The sequence below is a fragment of the Actinokineospora cianjurensis genome (assembly GCF_003663795.1).
In the GTDB taxonomy this organism is placed as follows: Bacteria; Actinomycetota; Actinomycetes; order Mycobacteriales; family Pseudonocardiaceae; genus Actinokineospora; species Actinokineospora terrae.
Map to the genome: position 1 here is coordinate 1,053,914 of NZ_RCDD01000001.1, position 19,394 is coordinate 1,073,307.

Genomic DNA, 19,394 nt, shown 5'->3' on the forward strand with positions numbered 1-19,394 from the left:
CTGGCCGGTCACATTTCCCTCGCCTGAATCACCACGAACTGCGCCATCTGTCCACAACCCCGTGGGCTGTCCACAGCCCTGGCCAACCCCCTATTGACAAGGTGCCCGGCTCGATAGGTTCAGAGATGGGCCCCCCGGCCCCGGGAGGGAGGGCCCCGGCCGCGGAGTGGATCTTGGTCGCCAGTGGATCTCGGTCGGCCAGTGGGTCTTGGTCGGCGAGCCAGGCGGTGCTGTGGGGGAAGGGCCGAGGCGGGGGTGGTCGGCGGGATGGCGAGGGGTTGAGGTGTACACAGCGTCACGGCCCGTTGCCCCATCCGGGCGGCCCGCAGGCGAAACCTTCAGCTCGCGCCCGCCGGTGCCAATACCTCCGGCACGTGTACCGAGAGGGAGTGTCATGAGCCTGAGCATCCGGTTTCGCCTGCTGATGATGGCGGGCGTCGGCGTTGCCGCTCTCGGGGCGATGGCCGGTGTCGCGGCCAACGCCACCCACGACCAGTCGGACGCGACCAACCAGTTGGCGGGTGTCAGCGCGGCGATGAGCGCGCAGTGGAACGCGGACATGATGCACGACGCGATCCGCGGTGACGTCATGGCCGCGATCGCCGCGCAGAGCGCCGCCGACGTCGCGGACTTCGGTGCCGGGGAGGTCGCGGAGCACGCTGAGACGATGGTGGCGAAGTTCGACGCCGCCACGGCCGGGGCGCCGGACGACCTGAAGACCGGGTTCACCCAGACGCGGGCCGCGGTGCTGGACTACACCGCCAAGGCCGGGGACATCGTCGCCGCGGCGACGACCGACCCGCAGGCGGCCAGGGCGCTCGTGCCCGCCTTCTTGGACGCGTTCAGCCAGCTCGAGGACAAGCTCGGCTCGCTCGACGACCAGCTCTCCGCCGCCGTCGAGCAGCAGCGCGCCGACGCTGGCTCGGTCGCCACCACCAACCTGCTGCTGATCCTGCTCTGCGGGCTCGCCGCCGCCGTGGCGTTCGTCGCCATCTCGGCGTGGACGATCCGGGCGATCCGGGGTCCGCTGATGACCATGGTGCGCGCGCTCAAGTCGATGGCGGCCCGCGACCTGACCACCCGCGTCGACCTGGTCCGCGGCGATGAGCTCGGCGAGATGGCCGAGGCGTTCAACGCGACGGCGGCGTCCATGAGCGAGGTGCTGACGTCGATGGGCGAGGGCACCGCGACCCTGCTCGCCGCTGGCGCCGACCTGGACCAGGTGTCCGGCAGGCTGGGGACCGCCGCCGCCGAGACGCTGGCCCGCACGAACGAGGTCGCCGAGTCCGCTGGTCGGGTGACCGCCACCATCACCGAGATCGCGGCGGCGTCGGCGCAGATCGGGTCGTCGGTGGACAGCGTGTCCAAGGCCAGTTCCGACGCCCAGTCGGTGTCCGCGCAGGCCGTGCGGGCCGCCGAGGACACCGCGAACGGGGTGCAGCGGCTGCGCGCGGCGAGCAGGGAGATCGACGAGATCGTCCGGGCGATCACCTCGATCGCCGAGCAGACCAACCTGCTCGCCCTCAACGCCACCATCGAGGCCGCCCGGGCCGGTGCCGCGGGCAAGGGCTTCGCCGTGGTCGCCAGCGAGGTCAAGGACCTGGCGCAGGAGACGGCGCAGGCCACCGAGAACGTCAAGACCAAGATCGGCGTGATCCAGGTGATGACCGGTGAGGCGGTCGAGGCGATCGACTCCATCCGCTCGGTGATCACCAGGATCAACGACGGTCAGCAGGAGATCGGCACCGCCGTCGACGAGCAGACCCGCACCACGCAGGGCATCACGACCAGCGTCGGCGAGGTCAGCCGCACCACCGGGCAGATCAGGGAGTCGCTGGACGGGATCTCCAGCAGCGCCACGTCCACCGCGGACGGCGCGGCGGCGACCCAGCGGTCGGCCGCGACGCTGACCGCGACCGCCCGTCAGGTCAACGACCTCATCGGCACCTTCTCGTACTAGTGCTTACCCCACTGCCCGCGGTGGATGACCTCACCGGCGCCACGCCTGCGTTCAGCGATACGAGCGGGCTGGTCCGGTAGGTCTGCCGCGCGGTAGCCGACGGTGATGGCGCCGATGGGGTGGTACTCGGCGGGGATGCCGAACTCCGTGCGGACGTGGTCGAGGTTCTCGGGCATGATCCCGAAGAAGCACGCCCCGAGGCCCTCGTCCACGGCTGTCAGCAGCATCAGTAGCGCTGCCATGCCGGTGTCGATGTGCCAGTAGGGGGCGGGCCAGCGGCTCTCCGCGCGGTCTTCCCAACCCTTGTCCGGTTCGGCGTACCGCTCCAGGTAGGTCTGCTTGTGTGCGAGTGGGACAACGACCAGCGGCGCGTCTTGCATCGTGGGCGTCTGTTCCACGCGCGTGGGCACGTACGGCCAGAACCGCGCCCTGTCCGCAGGGTTGGTAAGAGCCAGGAACGCCCACCCTTGGGAGAACCCGGCCGATGGTGCGCGCAGCGCGTTGGACAGAACGCGGTCGATGACCTCAGGGGCGAGCGGTTGGTCTGAGTAGTGGCGCACCATCCGACGTCGTCGGACCACCTCGGAGAACTCCATACGCGTCAACGTACTCGCGCAGCGCGGCCTGGCTAGGGCTAACGTGGGCCGGGTGCGCGTGGCGACTTGGAACGTGAACTCGGTGAAGCAGCGGCTGCCCAGGTTGCTGCCGTGGCTGGACGAACGGTCACCCGACGTGGTGTGCCTGCAGGAGACGAAACTCGCCGATGAGGCGTTCACGAAGTTGCTGAGTGAGCCTCTCGCGGAGCGCGGGTACGAGATCGCGCTCAACGGTGAAGTGCAGTGGAATGGCGTGGCCATCCTGTCACGAGTAGGCATAGAAGATGTAGTGCGCGGAATCCCTGGTGGGCCAGGATTCCCCGATCCGGAGGCGCGCGCTGTTTCCGCTACCTGTGGCGGTGTGCGCGTCCACTCCGTCTATGTGCCCAATGGACGCGAGCCCGACTCCGACCATTACCACTACAAACTCGCCTGGCTCTCCGCGCTTCGGGACGAGATTGTCGCCGGACCGGATGAGGTCATGGTGTGCGGTGACATCAACATCGCGCCAACCGACGCGGATGTCTTCGATCCGGCGGCGTATGTCGGCCACACCCACGTAACTCCGCCAGAGCGCGCTGCCCTCGCCGAATTGCTCAACGCCGGGCTACACGATGTTGTCCGCGACAGGTGGCCTGACAGCAGGTTCTTCAGCTACTGGGATTACCGCGGAGGCATGTTCCACCGGGACCTCGGCATGCGCATCGACCTCGTGCTGGCAGGCTCACCGGTGGCCGGTAGGGTTGCCGCCGCTTGGGTTGATCGTAAGGCGCGTAAGGGAACTGGTCCCAGCGACCACGCACCGGTGATCGTCGACCTCGACGTGGCCCCTGACGGTGACATCGGTCCGGTAGTGCCACCGCCGTCTGCACCGGGTAAGACAGCCAAACTCCCTCAGTCTCAATAGGGACACGCGGAGTGCGCGTTTCCCCGGTCATCGTGGGCTGATCCGGGATACCCGCGCGGCATCGGGGTGACAGCTCAGCGCTGCTTCGACGTGCCCGGTGCGTTCGTTCTTACCGTCTTGCGTACGACAGACGGGAGACGACGTGGGTGCTGATTCCGACTGGCCGTCGACAACCCTGCTCGGGTCGCTCTCGGAGCGCACGCGGGCCGCGCTGCTCGCGGCGGGCTCCGAGATCCGTTACCCGCGCAACCACTACCTGGTGCGCCAGGACGAAGAGGGGGACATCGCCTTCCTGATCATGGAGGGTGCCGTGAAGGTGTTCGTCGAGACCGCGAGCGGCACGAAGAGCTTGCTGGGCATCCGCGTCGCCGGTGACATGGTCGGCGAGATGGGCGCGATCGACCCGGAGGCCCGCCGCTCGGCCACGGTGCAGGCGGCGACCGCGCTGGTGGTCCGCTCGGTGCACCGCAACCGCTTGCGCGCCCTGCTCTCGGAGTTCCCCGACCTGGGGATCGAGGTCAGCCGGATGATCAGCTCCCGGCTCAGGTGGGCCAACCGCCGCCGGGTGGACGCCACGATCAAGGACGGCCGGGTGAAGCTGGCCAGGCTGCTGGTCGAGTTGGCCACCTACTACGGCGAACGGGTGGGTGACCACTGGGAACTGCGCATCCAGCTCACCCAGCACGAGCTCGGCTACATGGCCGGACTGGCCAACCGCACGGTGGAGAAGGCCCTGGCCGACCTGGAACAAGAGCAGGTGATCAGCAAGGCGTACCGCCGGATCAGGATCACCGACCTGCCGCGGCTGAGCCGGATCGCGGGCTGGGGCGAGAATCCGCCCCCGTGCGTAGTGCCCTAGCCTCAAGTGCCGGAGAGTGTCGATCGCATCCGTTGGCGACACGAAAGGCTCAATCCATGGCACCGATCGGCGGAGAGGTTCCACGACTCTGCGTGGCTGCCGTCGGGTCGTGTGCGCCGGACGCCGAGAAGGTCGTGACCACGGCCGTCGACACCGCCGGGCTGACCGTCCGCTGGCAACCCGGCCCGCCGCTCAGCGGCACCCTCGCCGCCTCGGGCCCGGTCCCCGGCGGCGTGGACCGCTTCCTCCGCGCCGTCGACGTCGAACTGGCCGAGCACAACGCCCACCGCTCCCGCCTCCGCCTCCGCATCGCCCTGCACTTCGGCGACCCCGCGACCACCCGGGCCCTCCTCGCCCTCCCCGCCCTGGCCGACGCCCTGGACGAGGCCCCGGACGCCACCCTCGCCGTCCTCGTCTCCGACCAGGTCCCCAGAACCGCCCGCCCCACCCCGGCCTTCCACAGACTCCACCGCCACACAACCTCGCGCTGGCTCTGGGTCCCAGGCTGGCGCCCAGCGCACCGACAGTCTCCCACGCCTGTCTGGCGGTGAACGTCGCGTTCACGGCGTGCCTGCGGTCCCACCATTCGCTTGCATTCTGCACAAGTGCAAGTTCAAGTTAATCTTGCCGGTACCTGCGGATTCATCCCCCTCAACGGGTGACCGCCTGGCTGTTGGGGGCCTGCTTGGTCACTGGCCGAAGCCAGACCCTCGATTAGTGGACACCTGTCCTGCTTACCCGGCTGCGTCCCTGTGATTGGCATATGCATAGGATGTCGCCGGGCGGCGGAATGATTTGCCGCCCTGACGCGCAATTTCCAGCTGAGCAGGGGCATCCAGTGGTGCAACACGCAATGCTTAACGTCCTGCAGGGAGACCTGCTGGTGACCGTGAAGGTGGTCGGGGGAGCCGTCCAGTGGCTCCTTTCCCGGTGGATCGATATGTCCTAGGACACTGGAGATCAGCGGGGCAGCGGGCGCGTCGGCTCGGCGGTGTCGTCGAGATGAGTGGACGCCCGTGGGTCCGGGACAACTCCGGCACTACGTGCCTGAGCTGCGCGGACCCACCCACTCACCCTGCGCGCCCGCGCCTCGTCCACCGACGCCACCAGTTCAGCGCACTCCTGCCACACTGCGGCGGCCCGTTCGTGGGCACCCGCCGAGCTGTGACAGCGACCGAGAACCTCCAGCGCGTCCGCTCGCCCGTGCTGGTCGTGCAAGTCCTGGTAGACGCTCGCAGCGGCCTCTGCCTCGACCGTGCCGCCGCCTTCGAGACCGAGTCGGGCCTCCGCGAGCACGAGCAGCGTCGCTGCGGTGCCCGCGCGGTTGCGCACCTGTTCGTGCATCGGCAGTGCCGAGGTGCCGTAGTCCACGGCAGTCGCGAACTGCCCGGTGCCCAGGTGCAGCCGGGCCAACGCGGTCACGGTGGTCGCCGCGCCGCCGGTGTCGCCGATGTGCTTGGCCAGCCCGAGAGCCAGGTGGTACTGCACCCCGGCCTCGTCCGGGTTGCCCAGGTGGATCGACATGTCCCCCAGCCGGTGGTGCACCTTCGCGATGGCCCATGGCTTGCCCTCGTCCCGTTCGAACAGCGCGAGGCTCCGCCTGAAGTGCGCGTCCGCCTCGCCGTACCTGCCGCCCTTCATCGCCAGGGTCGCGATGTTGTGCCTGCACGCGGCTTGTCCGTAGACGTGTCCGATGGAGACGAATAGGTCGTGCGCGCGCTCGTACTGCCGGGTTGCCTCGGTGTCGTCGCGCAGGATCTCGAAGATCCGGCCGAGGTTGTTGATGCTGCCCGCTTGCCCTTCGACGTCGCCGGCCGCCTCGGCCGCGCTGATGCCGAGCCTGCTGGCGGCCATCGCGTCCGGCAGGAACCCGAGCCTGCGGATCGGCTCGTAGATCGCCCCCGACAGGCGCCACACGTGCGCGCTCATGCCGGTTCGCGCGGCGAGCCGGATGACCTCCATCAGGTTCAGCCGCTCTTCAAGGAACCAGCTGAGCGCGGTCTCACCGTCGGGGAAGTGCGCGGGTACCACCGAGGTCGGCACCTCGAGTTCGGGGACGTCGTTGTCGTCGGGGGTCGTCTGGTGGCGGGCGGCGTTGGCGGACAGGACGTACCAGTCGACCATCCGCCGCTGCGCCTGGTCGTGTTCGGCGTGCGCGGCCGCGCGCTCGGTGGCGAGCATGTGCAAGAGGTCGTGCATCCGGTAGCGGTCAGGGTCCTCCTGGCTGAGCAGCCGCGCGCCGATCAGCCGGTCGATCGCGTGCGTGGTGCTCACCAGGTCGGTTCCGTTGATCGCCGCCGCCGCCGAGCGGCTGAACCGGGCCAACGGGTGCACGCCGAGCAGGTCGAACAGCCGCCGCTCGGCGGGGGCGAGGCAGGTGACCGAGCAGAGCAGCGCCGAGCGCAGCGAACTGTCCTCGGCGCCACCCGCGTCGAGGATGCGGTTAGCCTCGCGCAGTTGGGTCACCAGGTCGGGTAACCGCACCGATGGTCGGGCCGCGACGTACTCCCCCACGATCAGCAGTGCCAGCGGCAGGCCGCCGGTGAGCGCGGCGAGCTTGGCCGCCGCCTCCGGGTCCTCGGCAATCCGCGCGCCGAGCCGGGTGCCGAGCAGCGCGCGTCCCTGCTCGTCGTCGAGCGGGTGCAGGCTGATCGGGTACGCGTTCTCCGACCGCACGAGGCTGGTGAGGGGCAACCTGCTGGAGATGATCACCGGGCACAGCCTCGTCGCGGCCAGCAGAACTCTGGCGTGCTCGGCGTCGCTCACGTTGTCCAGCACCACGATCAGCCGCTTGCGGCTGATCAATTGCTGCACCATCTCACCCCGCTCCGCGGCGAGCGGCACCTCGGCGCGGGGCGTCCCCAGGCGCACCAGGAAGTCGGCTAGCACATCGTCGGACGCGAGGGGCGCGGCCGAGTACCCCTGCAAGTCCTTGTAGAGCACACCGTCGGGGAAGCGGTCGTACCTGGCGCGCGCCCAGTGCACGATCAACGTCGACTTCCCGATGCCGGACGGCCCGTCGATGGCGACGAGCGCGTCGGGGCGGGCGGTGGCCTCGTCGAGCCTGCGCAACGCGTCCTCGCGGCCGATGAAGTACGGGGTGTCCCTCGGTAGGTCCGCGAGTGCGAGACCAGTCGGTGCGTCGACAACCTGGGGACCGTTCGCGACCAGGTCGTCGTGGAGCTTGCGCAGCGTCGACTCGGGTTCGCGGTGGTGTTCAGCCGTGTAGCGCTGGACGAAGGCGCGGTGAAAGTCCGGGATGTCCCTGGTGCGCCCGGCGGCGTGCAGCGCCCGCATGTACTGGCCCGCCAGGTGTTCGTCGTGCGGGCGCTCCTCGCGGACGCCGGGTGACTCGCGCAGGACGTACTCATGATCGCCGATGGCCAGCTTCGCGTCGAACAGTGCTCGGTAGGCGGGGATGAGCTCGCCACCGATCAGGGTGTCGCGCACGACCTTGGCGTAAGAGGTCTTGCTTTCGCCTAGCGGGTGGCCGCCCTCCCACAGCGCCACCGCGTTTTCCAGCAGCTGTGCGACCTCCGCTTGGTCGTCGGTTGTCTCGCTCTCTGCCACGAGCGCGCGGAACCGGTGGTAGTCAACGCGATCAGCGTCGATCTCCAAGGAGTACCCGGTGCGGGTGGACAGGATCCGAGCACCCGCGATGGCGCGTTCGAACGCCCGCTTGGCCCGCGATATGTAGATGGCCAGTGTCTGGCGGGCCTCTGCCGGGCAGTCGTCGTCCCACAGGTATTCGATCATCCGGTCCCTGCTGACCTGCCTGTTCGCGTTGATCAACAGCAGGGCCACCAGGCTGCGCGGTTTGAGGTGCGTCGCCGTCCAGACCCGTCCGTGCAGCCGGATGGGACCAAGGATGCGGATGTCCACCGGCGTCCTCCTCCGGCGCGGCCGGGGCTGGTGAAAGCCGAGTGTCGCGCGACTGTGACCGGGGTCGCACCGCACGGCGGCGGCGTTATTCAATCGTTACTGGGGTGTCCGCTGGTCCGCAGTCCGACTGAAAGGGAACTGTCCGGTCCTGGCCCCACTGTTGACCAGGTGAGTCCTTTGACCACAGGGGGTGGGGAAGGGTGGAAGAGATCGAATGGGCCTCGGTGCCCGTGGGGATCGACGCGGGGCGGTGGCGGACTGTGCGGACGCGGTGCACTGTCTTGGTGGTAGTGCACACCGTGGTGTCCGGTCAGCGGTTGCTCGACGTCGTGGGGTTGGTCGAGTCGGACCCGAGGGTGCAGGTGGTCTACACGCGGGCGCCGGACGTGTTCGGTGGGGGTGTTGACCGGCTTCTGGCCGAGGCGGGGGCTTTTCGGATCCCGTGGGCGCAGGCGGTGCGGGAGCGGTTCGACCTCGTGCTCGCCGCGGCGGGTGGTGGGGTCGAGCGGGTGCACGGGCCGCTGGTGTTGTTGCCGCACGGTGCGGCGTATGGCAAGAGGACCGGTGCGGGTGGGCCGGTCTACGGGCTCGACGCGGCGCGGTTGGTGCGGGACGGGCGGGTTCTGCCGTCGGTCCTGGTGCTGTCGCACGAGCGGCAGCGCGAGGTGTTGCTGGACCAGTGCCCGCAGGCGGTCGACGCGGCGCTGGTGGCCGGGGACCCGTGCTACGACCGGATGATCGCCAGTTCCGGTCTGCGCGCGCGGTACCGGGCGGCGTTGGGGGTGCGGCGCGGGCGGGAACTCGTCGTCGTGGCGTCCACCTGGGGGGCGTCTTCCTTGGTCCAGGAGCAGTTGCCGCTGTACGCGCGGTTGACCCAGGAGTTGGACCCGCGGCGGTACCAGGTCGCCGCGACGGTGCACCCCGCGGTGTGGTTCGGCCACGGGCAGCGGCAGTTGCGGTCCTGGCTGTCGCGGCCGTTGGCGCGCGGGATGCTCCTGGTCGAGCCGGAACAGGACTGGCGGCCCGCGGTGGTCGCGGCGGACCACGTCATCACTGACCACGGCTCGACGGGGGTGTACGCGGCGGCGATCGGCAGGTCCGTGCTGATCACCGGCAGCCCGGCGGACGGGCTGGACCCGGACTCGCCGCAGGCGTTGCTCGCGGACGCGGCACCGAGGTGGGAGCCGTGTCGCCCAGTGGGACAACAGTTCCAGCAAGCGGACCCGGACCTGGCGGCCGCCGTGGCCGCCCGGCTCACGTCCCGACCGCGCGCCACGCACCGCGTGCTCCGCGACCGGCTCTACGAGCTGCTCGGCCTCCCGGTCGAGGGCAAGCACCGGGGGCCAGAGCCGATCCCGGTCCCGGACCAGGTCTTCGAGGGGAGGAACTTTGCCTAACCGCACCGGAGTCGTGCTCGTCCACTGGGCGAACGCCAGCCGCGCCGCGCGGCAGAGCGCGGACGTGCTGTTGTCCGAGCGGCAGGACCGGGAACAGGCGCGCCAGTGGGTCGAACGGGCCCTCGCCGAGTTCCCCGGTTGCCTGGTCGCCGCCGCCCGCCACGACGGCGGGCTCGTCGCCATCGCGAGACTCCATAGTGGACGTCCGTTGTGGATGGAGCTGACCGGGCCCGTCGACACCGACCTGGCGTCGGCGGCCGCCACCGCGTTGGGCGAGGTGGTCGCGTGACCGCCAAGATCGCGGTCGCAGGCGTGGTCACCGCGGGCGCCGCCTGCCTCGTCCCGTCGTTCCCGGTGCCGCTGGTCTCCAGCAGGCGGCTCGCGGGAGGGGTGCACTTCCGGCTCTCCGGCACCGGGTACACGGTGGCGAAGACGGCGGCGCTGCTCGGTTCACAGGTCGCGTTCGCCACCTACGTCGGGTCCGACCTGCTCGGTGCCATGGCCGCGCAGGACCTGCGGGAACGGGGGCTCTACGGTCCCGGGGTGCAGGTGTGCGCGGAGCAGCCGAGGTCGGTGACGCTCTTCGACTCGACCGGCGTCAGGTCCGGCACCACCGACCTGCGCGGCACCCCCGGCCTGGGCTACCCGGTCCCGGTGTTCGACGACATGCTCGACGGCTGCGCGCTCGCCGTGCTGTCGAACATCGCCTTCACCAGGCCGCTCATCCGGGCCGCCGCCGCCCGCGGTGTCCCGTTCATCACCGACACGCACGTGGTGGACACAGTGGACAGTCGACACAACCGCGAGTGGATGGCGTCGGCGCACGTCGTCGCCAGCTCGCACGAGGGACTGCCGCACGGCCCGGTCGCCTGGGTAGAGGACATGTGGCGCACGCACCGCACCCCGGTCGTCGTGGTCGGCTGCGGCGCCGACGGCTCGGTGATCGGCCTGCGCGACCGCCGCCGCATCTGGCAGGTCGCCGCGGTCACACCCCGCGGCATCCGCTACCAGAGCGGCGCGGGCGACACCCTGGTCGGCTCCTTCGCCCACCACTACGCCACCACCGGCGACGCGGTGACCGCCCTGCGCCACGCGGTTCTCGGCGCGGGCTGGGCGATCGGGGGTGATCCGGACAGCGAACGGTCGCCCACGGCAGCGGTGCTGGAGGAGTTGGTGGCCGCTCTCGGGCTCCCCGCCGTCCGCAGGCTCCGGTAACACCTACCCGTCCCGGGCGGGGCTGATCGTCAGGCCCCGCCCGGGACGGGTGGGGCCTGACTGTGGCCGAGGAGCACCCAGGCCCGCTCGGTGTGCCGTCGTTCGTCGTCCACCGCGCCGCGCTCGCGGGAGAGCATGGCCAGGGCCTGGTGCGTCACCGCGGCGTCGTGGCGGGCTTCGTAGGTCTCGAACACGTGGAGTGCCGCAGTCAGCAGCTCGGTGGCGGCATCGTGGTCACCGAGGGCGAGCCGGGCCCGGCCGAGTTCCCTGCGGGCGCGGGCGGTGTTGTACGGGTCTGGCTCGACGAGGGCTTCCAGCGCGGCCACCGCCTCCGTCAGGTGGGAGATCGCGCCCTCCGTCAAGCCCGCTGCGATCTCGCTGGTGCCGAAGTCGGTCAGCAGCAAGCCGAGCGAGCGCCGTGACGCCGACTCCCGCATCAACGCCAGCGTCGTGGCGAACTCCGCGATCGCGTCCTGGTGCGAACCTCGGGCGTGGTGCAACAGGCCCAAGCTCTTGTGCGTGCTGATCAGAGCCCGCCGATCGCCCCGCTCCTCGGCGTCGCGCAGGGACACCGCGATCTCGCGTTCCGCGCTGTCGTGGCGACCGGTGTTGGTGTACAGCCGGGCCAGCCTGCGGCGCATCCTCGCCACCGAACGATCGTCCCCCTTGACCTCCGCCGCGGTCTTGGCCAGTGCGCAGACCTCGATGGCCGCCATCAACTGCTTGTTCAGCGTGAACAACGGCTGCAGCGCGTGGCCGAGCAGGTAGGTGGCGTCCGGCCACCCGCGGTCCAGGCAGGTGCGCATCACCACGGTGACGTCGCCGTGCACGCGTTCCAGCCAGGCCACGGCTCTGGCCTGGTCGTGCACGGCGTCCGGGAGGGTGATCCCCACCGCGCCCGGCCAGTTCGGCAGCGGGCGGTTGGGCATGAGCGTGGCACTCACCGCCCTGGTCGCGGCCAGGTACCAGTCGACGACCCTGCGCAATACCGCCGCCGCGTCGTCGCGGTCGGTCGCCATCGCCTTGGCGTGCACGTGGACGAGGTCGTGCGGCCGGTACCAGCCCTCGTCCAGCGCGTCGACGAGACCGGCGTCGACGAGGTCCTCGATGGCGGCGCCCGCGTCGTCGACCGTCGTCTCCATCGTCCAGGCAAGCAGTTCCGCGGCGACCGAGCCGCCTGGGCTGAGGCCGAACGCCCGGTAGGCGGCGGCGGCGCGGGGTGGGAGGTCCTGGTAGGCGAGGTCGAAGGCGGCACGCACGGAGTAGTCCTCCTCGGTGGAGAGCACGTCGAGTCGGCGGTGTTCGTCGCGGAGGCGGTCGACCATCCAGGCCAGGGAGCGGCGGGGGCGGGCGGCGATGAGCGCGGCGGTGACGCACAGCGCGATCGGCAGGCCGCCGCACATGCGGGTGAGCAGCTTCGCGTTGGGGCGTTCGGCGTCGACCCGGTCGCGGCCGACGAAGGCGGCGAGCAGCCCGAGGGAGCGGTCCTGGTCCAGCGGGTCGACCCGGACCGCGACGGCGCCGGTGGCGGCGAGGGCGATCAGCTGGCGCCTGCTGGTCACCACGACCAGGCTCCCCGGCGCGGCGGGGATCAGCACCCTGGCCTGCGCCGCAGAAGTGGCGTCGTCGAGCAGCACGGCCAGCCGCTTGCCCGCCGTCAGCGACCGGTACAGCGCGGCCCGCTCGGCCAACGACGGCGGGATCGACCCGGCGGGGACGCCCAGCGCGCGCAGGAACCGGCCGAGGACGTCCTCGACCGGGATCGGTTCCCCGGTCGGCTGGGTGAGTTCGGCGAACAGCTGCCCGTCCGGGTACCGGTCGGCGATCGTCGCCAGCCACCACAGGGCGAGCGCCGTCTTGCCCACCCCGCCGACCCCGCGCAGCACGACGACCCTGGGCGCGTTCGAGTCCTCGCCGCTGATCGAGTCGCCGAGTTCGGTCAATTCCCTCGGCCGGGGGACGAAGTGCGCAGGCGGCGGGTGCAATTGCCTCGGCACGATCGGCGCGGGCGCAACCGGGCCGAAGTAGACGTCGCCGTGGATGTGTCCGGCTTGGACAGTGGGACCACCAGCAGAACCGGAGATGGTGTTCCCGGTCTCAGGTCTATCGTCGTCCCGTCGTCCCATCCAGCCCCCCGGCTGTCAGCGGAAAACCGAGCGTAACGCAGCAGGATCGCGTGGTGGTGGTGGAATGGTGTGAACTGGGCCGCGTTCTTCCGGTGCTGCGACGGCGATTCCGCTCACTCGGGGGAGCGGCGTTGGTGCCGTCGGCCCAGTGGAACCGCTGAGCGGGTGATTCGTGGGCCGCTAGGCCAATTCGACCGACACGGGTACGGCGCTACCCAGGGTGTGCCCGACGGGTGAGGACGCGATCACCTTCTGGTGCAGCGCCGCGATGTCCTCGGCGGGCGCGGGCGAGGAGATGCGGACCTTCGCGGTGATCGAGTCGAATCCGGCGTGGCCCGGCTTGAGGCCGAGGAACACGTGCAGGTCGATGTCGCCGCGCAGGTCGATGGCGACCGAGTCCAGCGGGATCCCCGCGACGGTGGCGTTCGCCGCGTAGCCGACGGCGAGGCAGTTGCCCAGTGCGCTGAGCAGTTGCTCGACCGGGTTGGGTGCGGTGTCCTGGCCGCCGAGGGTGGGCGGTTCGTCGGACGGGGTCTCGGCGAACCCGCGCACCCGGGCGGTCGACTGGAAACCGCCCTGCCACCGCACGTGCGACGCCCAGGTCGTCCTGGCCTTGGCGCTGTCTTCGGTGATGGCGGCGACGAGGGCGCCGACCGCTTCGATGTTGACGTCGTTGAGCCGGGTTTCCACCGTCATCGTCACTCCCCGAGGTAGGTGACGACAGCGTCCGGCGGTGGGGAACCCGGCGCAACCGCGGACCGCGTTATGGGACGGCGGGTTCTCCGGTTGACACGGCGTCGAGCTGGGAAAGCAGCTGTGCCAACCGTTCGCGATAAATCTCCACGTTGGCCAGTTTGATCTCCTCGTACCCGCGCACCACGTCCGGCAGCCCGGCGATCTGCACCGCGAGGTCGTAGCGGTCCACAGCGGACACCAGCCTCGGCACGAGCGCCACGTACTCGGTCACCAGTTCCCGCTCCACCTTGCGCAGGTGCGCGTGCCCGAACGGGTCGACGGCCGTGCCGCGCAGCCGCCGCATCGCCCGCAGCACCCCGAACGCGGGACGGGCCGTGCGCTTGAGGGTGATCTTGCGGCGCATCCCCATCGCCCGCAACATCGGCGGGTGCAGCGCGAAGCCGACCTGGGTGCCCGCGCCGAACTTCGCCTCGACCTCGGCCTGGGCGGCCAAGTGCAGCCGCGCGACCTCGTACTCGTCCTTGTAGGCCATCAGCTTGAACAGGTTCCGCGCGACCGCCTCCGACAGCGCGGTCGGAAGCCCCGCCGACTCCTCGGCCTCGGCCACCCGCCGCACGACGCCGAGGTAGCGCTGGGCGTACGCCTCGTCCTGGTAGGCCACGAGTTCCGGCAGCCGCACGTCCAGCAGCCTGCGCAGCTCACCGGAGAAGCCCTCGGCGAGCGGGTGCGCCGGGACGAAGTCCGGGGTCGATCCGTCCAACCAGGACGGATCGAGCACCGCCTTGCGGCCCGCGCGGAACGCCTGCGTCGTGGTCGCCACGCCGACGCCGTTGATCTCGATGGCCTTCTCGATGGCCTCGGCGCTCAGCGGCAGCACCCCGAGCTGGTAGGCAGCGCCGATCACCAGGAAGTTCGCCGCCGCCGTGCCGCCGAAGAGCCGCTCGGCCAGGTCGAGCGCGTCGAAGGCGCGCAGGTCGCTGGTCTTCGCGGCGATCTTGGGCACCAGGTCGCCGGGGAAGGCGACGGTGTGGTCGACGACCATCCGACCGGTCGGGACCTGCGCGGTCGACACCACCGCGACCGTGCGGTCCGGCGCGCACCGCGACAGGTTGGCCTCCGTCGTCGCGGCCAGCGCGTCGAACACCAGGTACCCGTCCGCCGCGCCCGCCGGGACCAGGCCGGGCAGCTCGTCGCGCACCGGCGAGATCCGCAGGTGCGACACGACCGCGCCCGCCTTCTGGCTCAGCCCGGTCTGGTCGAGCGCCCGCGCGTCCATCCCGCTGATCAGCGCGGCAGTGGCGAGCACCTGGTTCGCGGTGACCACGCCCGTGCCGCCGATACCGACCATGACCAGTGCCGCCGACGTCGGCCGGGACGCGGGTTCCGGCAGGTCAGCGGGCAGTTCAGTGCGGTTGGCCGTCTTCTTCTGGCCGTCGCCGGGGACCACGGTCATGAACGACGGGCAGTCGCCGAGCAGGCAGGAGTAGTCCTTGTTGCACGAGGTCTGGTCGATCTGGGTCTTGCGGCCGAACTCGGTCTCCACCGGCTCGACGCTCAGGCAGTTGGACTTGCGCCCGCAGTCGCCGCAGCCCTCGCAGACCGACTCGTTGATGTGCACCCGGGTGACCGGGTCCGGCGCCAGGCCCCGCTTGCGCTTGCGCCGCTTCTCCGCGGCGCACTCCTGGTCGTAGAGGATCACCGTGACGCCCGCGGTGTCGCGCAGCTCCTGCTGGACCTCGTCCAGGTCGTCGCGGTGGCGGACCCGCACCCCGGGCGCCCACGACGTGCCGCGCGGGTACTTGCGGGGGTTGTCGGTGACCACGACGGTCTTGGCGACGCCCTCCGCGTGCAGCATCCGGGTGACCGCGACCGGGTCGACCGAGCCGTCCGCGTGCTGGCCGCCGGTCATCGCCACGGCCGCGTTGTAGAGCAGCTTGAAGGTGATGTTCGTGCCCGCCGCGATGGCCTGGCGCACGGCGAGGCTGCCGGAGTGGAAGAAGGTGCCGTCGCCGAGGTTCTGGAAGAAGTGCGGGGTGTCGGTGAACCGCGCCGCGCCGACCCAGCTGACCCCTTCGCCGCCCATCTGGGTGAAGCCGACGCTGCGGTCCATGAAGGTGGTCAGCGCGTGGCAGCCGATGCCCGCGCCGGCCAGCGACCCGTCGGGGATCTCGGTGGACCGGTTGTGCGGGCAGCCGGAGCAGAAGAACGGGGTGCGGTTGACCACCGTCAGCGCGATCTGGGACCGGCTCTTGCGCTGCGGCAGCCGCACGTGGTCGCTGCCGAGCCGGTCGGCGAGCAGGGGGCCGAGCACGGTGATCAGCCGGTCTGCCTCCAGGGCGCCGGTGACCGGGATGAGCGCCTTGCCGTCCGGCCCGCGCTTGCCGTAGACCCTCGGCCGCACGGCCCGGTCGAACAGGGCCTCCTTGACCAGGGTCTCGATGAACGCGCGCTTGTCCTCGACCACCACGACCTCGTCCAGGCCGTCGGCGAACTGGCCGACCAGGGCCTCGTCGAGGGGGTGCACCATGCCCAGCCGTAGCAACCGCACACCGCGCCGCTCCAGCTCACCCTCGGTCAGGCCCATCCGCCCCAGGGCGTCGCGCAGGCTGGCGTAGGTGTGGCCGGAGGCGATGAGGCCGATCCGGGCGTCCCTGACCGCGCCCTCGATCCGGTTCAGGCCGTTCGCGGTGCCGAACGCGACCGCTGCGGCGAGCCTGCCCTCGAGCACCTCCCGCTCCAGGGCCAGCGCCTCGGGGATGCCGACCCCGGCCTTGAACGTCGGCTTCCACGGGCGGCCGTTCCACTCGAACTCCGGCACCACGATCTCCGGCACCGCGCCGAGGTCGACCACCTCGTAGGCGTCGCCGATCGCGGTGACCACGGTGAACGCCGTCCACGCGCCGCTGAACCGGGACATCTCGAAGCCGAACCGGCCCAGCCGCAGCACGTCGGCCACGTCGACCGGCGCCAGCACCGGCATGTACGACTCGGCCAGCGCCATGGTCGAGTTCGACGGCAGCGACGACGACTTGCTCGCCGGGTCGTCACCGGCCACGACCAGCACGCCGCCCTTGGGGGTGGTGCCCATCCAGGTGCCGTGCTTGAACGCGTCGACCGAGCGGTCCACGCCGGGGGCCTTGCCGTACCAGAGGCCGAAGACGCCCTCGAAGCGCGAGCCGGGCAGCTGCGGGGCCAGCTGGGAGCCGTAGACGACGGTCGCGCCCAGCTCCTCGTTGACGCCGGGGATGAACTCGATGTCGTGCGCGGCGAGCAGCTCGGCGTTGCGGTCCAGGACCAGGTCGAGCCCGGCCAGCGGTGACCCGCGGTAGCCCGATACCAGCCCGGCGGTCTTCCAGCCGCGCCCCTGGTCGGCCCGGTGCTGGTCGACCAGCAGCTTGCCGAGCGCCTGGACCCCGGTCATCGCGCCGCGCCCGCTGTCCCGGCTGACCACGTCACCCGGTCGGTAGTCGCTGGCCAGCTCGGGGAGCAACCCGGTCATCGCGTCCACACCTCTTCCGTGCGCCCTGCGCGCATCTGGCAAGGAGACGGCTCTCTATGAGCGCTGTGCAAGAGTCTGCCCCGATACTTGAGCGGATCGCTCAAAAGCAAGTCGCTCGACAGGGGAAGGTTGCGCATCGTGGGCATGGTGAACCGACTCGACCTGCGGGTCATCCGGGAGCTCGTCGCGAACCCGCGGATCGGCATCACCGAGCTGGCCGAACGCCTCGGCATCGCGCGCAACACCGCGCACGCCAGGGTCGGCAGGCTGGAGCGCCAGGGCGTGGTCGGGACCAGGGGCCGCGCGGTCGACTACACCCAGATCGGGGTCGAGGTGACCGCGTTCGTCACCGTGCAGGTCGCCCAGGGGCGGCTGGTGACGGCGATCGAGGACCTGGTCGCGGTCCCGTTCGTGCTGGAGGCGCACGGCATCGCGGGCGACGGCGACCTGCTGGTCCGGGTCGCCGCCCGCAACACCAGGCACCTGCACGAGGTGATCAACGCGGTGCTCGCCTGCCGGGGCGTCATCCGCAGCACGACCGCGGTCGCGATGACCGAGCAGATCCCGTTCCGGGTGGCGCCCCTGCTCGACGCGGTCGAACGCGCCACCGACGAGTGAGCGCGGGTGTCCCCTGTGGTCACATCCGGATATCGTTCGGCAATTCCCCCGGCGGGTTCCGTTCGGCTCCAGTAGGTTTTCGAGCCACATCCGGCGAAGGGATCCGCCTGTGGACCGTCTCCTGGTCGCGGCTTTCAGCTTTCCTGCAGTCGTTTTCACGTTCCTCCTCGTGGTGGTCGCCGGGTACTGGCTGTTGGTCGCACTAGGAGTGTCCAGTGTGGACGCCGTTGGCGCCGCGGACCCGGAGGCGTTCGGCCTGGGGCGGGTTCCGCTGAGCGTGGCGCTGTCGATGGTGACCGCGCTCGCCTGGGTGGCCAGCATGCTGGGAGATGTGGTGCTCGGTTCCGCGGAACCGTCGCCGCTGTTTCCCGGGGTGGTCGTTCTCGTTGTCGCATTGGCGGCCGCGGTAATCGGAACCCGATTCGCGATTCCGGTGCTGAACGCGCTGCTGCCGGTGCGGCTCGACCTCGTGGGAACGGATTGTGTCGTGCGCACCGGGCGGGTCGACGGCAGCTTCGGCGCGGCCGAGGTGACCACGGCGGACGGTCGGACGGTGCTGGTCCAGGTGCGGCAGGCGGGCGACCGGCCGCTGCGCACCGGGGCGCGGGCGCGCATCGCGGAGTACGACCGGCGCGGCGGGTTCTTCTGGATCACGGCGTAGCGCGGGTGTCGGTGCGGCGTGGTTGAGTCGCGTCATGGATCACGCCACGTACCTCGCCCACCTGCGGAAGGACACCGCCAAGCTGCGCGCGGCCGCGTCGTCGGCGCTCGCGGAGCCCGTCCCCAGTTGTCCCGGCTGGACCGGCGCCGACCTGCTCGACCACGTCGCCGAGGTCTTCCTGGAGAAGGCGCAGATCCTGCGCCTGGGTGCCTACCCGCAGCCGTGGCCGCCGGACCTGACCGGCAAGGACCCGCTGGCCACCTTCGACGCCGCCGCCACCGAGATCATCGCCGAACTCGGCGGCCGCGACCCCGCCGACCAGAGCCTGACCTGGTACGACCCGGACCAGACGGTCGGCTTCTGGGGCAGGCGGATGGCCCAGGAAGCGGTCATCCACCGCATCGACGCCGAACTCGCCGCGGGCGTCGAGTCCGCCCCCGTCCCGGTCGACCTGGCCACCGACGGCGTCGACGAGGTCCTGATCACCTTCCTCGCCTTCGCCTCCTCCGCCTACCCGGCAGGCTTCGACGGCGCCCTCGACACCCTCGACGGCCGCACGGTCCGCGTGGAGGCGGGCGCCTCCTCCTGGTACGTCACCCTCGCCCCCACGATCACCGTCACCCCCAACGGCACCCCCTCCGCCACCGTCCGCGGCGAACCCGAGGCCATCCTCCGCTGGCTCTGGCGCCGCGCGGACGACGAGAACATCACGATCGAAGGCGACAAGACCCTCGTGACGACCCTGCACGACCTGCTCAAGTCGGCCACCCAGTAGCTGGCCCCCGGCGCCGCCGGCTGTCGAGTTCACCCGGTTCAGCGACAGAAGTTATCCACATGTGGATCTTCGAGGCCCTGTTTCAAGATCGACTGTCGGTGGGTGCCGATAGACTGGCACTGGGACGCCCCCCGGTGTGGGTGGGGGCTGGGCAGGGTCGGGACCGCGTGCGCGCGAAGCGGCTGGGGCGGGGCTAGAGGGTG

Annotated in this window: 15 protein-coding genes and 1 pseudogene; 10 read left to right on the forward strand and 6 right to left on the reverse strand. The window is 70.7% G+C overall.

All coding sequences use genetic code 11. From position 1 onward, the window contains the following. Positions 1-394: 394 nt before the first annotated feature. Positions 395-1,960: a methyl-accepting chemotaxis protein gene (locus CLV68_RS04985; protein ID WP_121389370.1), complete on the forward strand. Its 1,566-nt coding sequence runs from the start codon at positions 395-397 to the stop codon at positions 1,958-1,960. Here CLV68_RS04985 and CLV68_RS04990 read toward each other — a convergent pair. After that, positions 1,957-2,556 carry a nitroreductase family protein gene (locus CLV68_RS04990; protein WP_121389371.1) on the reverse strand — a complete coding sequence of 200 codons (600 nt, stop codon included), beginning with the start codon at positions 2,554-2,556 and terminating at the stop codon, positions 1,957-1,959. The genes CLV68_RS04985 and CLV68_RS04990 overlap by 4 nt on opposite strands. Positions 2,557-2,608: 52 nt before the next feature. On the opposite strand from CLV68_RS04990, the gene CLV68_RS04995 reads away from it, so the two are divergent. The 3 genes from CLV68_RS04995 (at position 2,609) to CLV68_RS05005 (ending at position 4,873) form a co-directional block, all read left to right on the forward strand. Further along, the gene (locus tag CLV68_RS04995; protein WP_121389372.1) at positions 2,609-3,463 is read left to right on the forward strand and encodes an exodeoxyribonuclease III; all 855 of its coding nucleotides are present in this window, start codon (positions 2,609-2,611) and stop codon (positions 3,461-3,463) included. Between the two features lie 142 nt (positions 3,464-3,605). Continuing rightward, positions 3,606-4,322 carry a Crp/Fnr family transcriptional regulator gene (locus CLV68_RS05000; RefSeq protein WP_170224091.1) on the forward strand — a complete coding sequence of 239 codons (717 nt, stop codon included), beginning with the start codon at positions 3,606-3,608 and terminating at the stop codon, positions 4,320-4,322. Positions 4,323-4,414: 92 nt separating this feature from the next. Beyond that, positions 4,415-4,873, forward strand: coding sequence for a hypothetical protein (locus CLV68_RS05005; RefSeq protein WP_121389374.1), 459 nt, complete (start codon positions 4,415-4,417; stop codon positions 4,871-4,873). Between the two features lie 409 nt (positions 4,874-5,282). On the opposite strand, the gene CLV68_RS05010 is transcribed toward CLV68_RS05005, so the two are convergent. Further along, positions 5,283-8,204, reverse strand: a complete 2,922-nt coding sequence (locus CLV68_RS05010; RefSeq protein WP_170224093.1) for an AfsR/SARP family transcriptional regulator — start codon at positions 8,202-8,204, stop codon at positions 5,283-5,285. Positions 8,205-8,404: 200 nt separating this feature from the next. Between CLV68_RS05010 and CLV68_RS05015 the strand changes: the two genes are divergently transcribed. The 3 genes and pseudogenes from CLV68_RS05015 to CLV68_RS35945 all read left to right on the forward strand — a co-directional run. Then, positions 8,405-9,601: a hypothetical protein gene (locus CLV68_RS05015; protein WP_121389376.1), complete on the forward strand. Its 1,197-nt coding sequence runs from the start codon at positions 8,405-8,407 to the stop codon at positions 9,599-9,601. Beyond that, entirely contained in the window at positions 9,594-9,890 is a 297-nt protein-coding gene (locus tag CLV68_RS33290) for a hypothetical protein (protein ID WP_147459880.1), read from the forward strand. Before CLV68_RS05015 ends, CLV68_RS33290 begins: the two co-directional genes overlap by 8 nt. 101 nt (positions 9,891-9,991) lie before the next feature. Further along, positions 9,992-10,180, forward strand: a pseudogene (locus CLV68_RS35945) (PfkB family carbohydrate kinase); the annotation flags it as partial. A gap of 62 nt (positions 10,181-10,242) precedes the next feature. On the opposite strand, the gene CLV68_RS35950 reads toward CLV68_RS35945, so the two are convergent. The 4 genes from CLV68_RS35950 to CLV68_RS05035 all read right to left on the reverse strand — a co-directional run bounded on the left by CLV68_RS35950 (position 10,243) and on the right by CLV68_RS05035 (position 17,137). Continuing rightward, the gene (locus CLV68_RS35950; RefSeq protein ID WP_425454817.1) at positions 10,243-10,485 is read right to left on the reverse strand and encodes a hypothetical protein; all 243 of its coding nucleotides are present in this window, start codon (positions 10,483-10,485) and stop codon (positions 10,243-10,245) included. 360 nt (positions 10,486-10,845) lie between these two features. Then, positions 10,846-12,942, reverse strand: a complete 2,097-nt coding sequence (locus tag CLV68_RS05025; RefSeq protein WP_121389378.1) for a tetratricopeptide repeat protein — start codon at positions 12,940-12,942, stop codon at positions 10,846-10,848. Between the two features lie 180 nt (positions 12,943-13,122). Next, positions 13,123-13,638 carry an OsmC family protein gene (locus tag CLV68_RS05030; RefSeq protein ID WP_121389379.1) on the reverse strand — a complete coding sequence of 172 codons (516 nt, stop codon included), beginning with the start codon at positions 13,636-13,638 and terminating at the stop codon, positions 13,123-13,125. A gap of 67 nt (positions 13,639-13,705) precedes the next feature. Further along, complete coding sequence (locus CLV68_RS05035; protein WP_121390973.1) at positions 13,706-17,137, reverse strand: indolepyruvate ferredoxin oxidoreductase family protein; 3,432 nt, start codon at positions 17,135-17,137, stop codon at positions 13,706-13,708. 144 nt (positions 17,138-17,281) lie between these two features. Between CLV68_RS05035 and CLV68_RS05040 the strand changes: the two genes are divergently transcribed. From CLV68_RS05040 to CLV68_RS05050, 3 genes are all read left to right on the forward strand, one after another. Further along, a complete protein-coding gene (locus CLV68_RS05040) occupies positions 17,282-17,755 on the forward strand; it encodes an Lrp/AsnC family transcriptional regulator (RefSeq protein ID WP_121389380.1) in 474 nt (157 codons plus the stop codon). 109 nt (positions 17,756-17,864) lie between these two features. Beyond that, a complete protein-coding gene (locus CLV68_RS05045; RefSeq protein ID WP_121389381.1) occupies positions 17,865-18,416 on the forward strand; it encodes a hypothetical protein in 552 nt (183 codons plus the stop codon). 34 nt (positions 18,417-18,450) lie between these two features. Then, positions 18,451-19,191 carry a maleylpyruvate isomerase family mycothiol-dependent enzyme gene (locus tag CLV68_RS05050; protein ID WP_121389382.1) on the forward strand — a complete coding sequence of 247 codons (741 nt, stop codon included), beginning with the start codon at positions 18,451-18,453 and terminating at the stop codon, positions 19,189-19,191. Positions 19,192-19,394 lie beyond the last annotated feature (203 nt).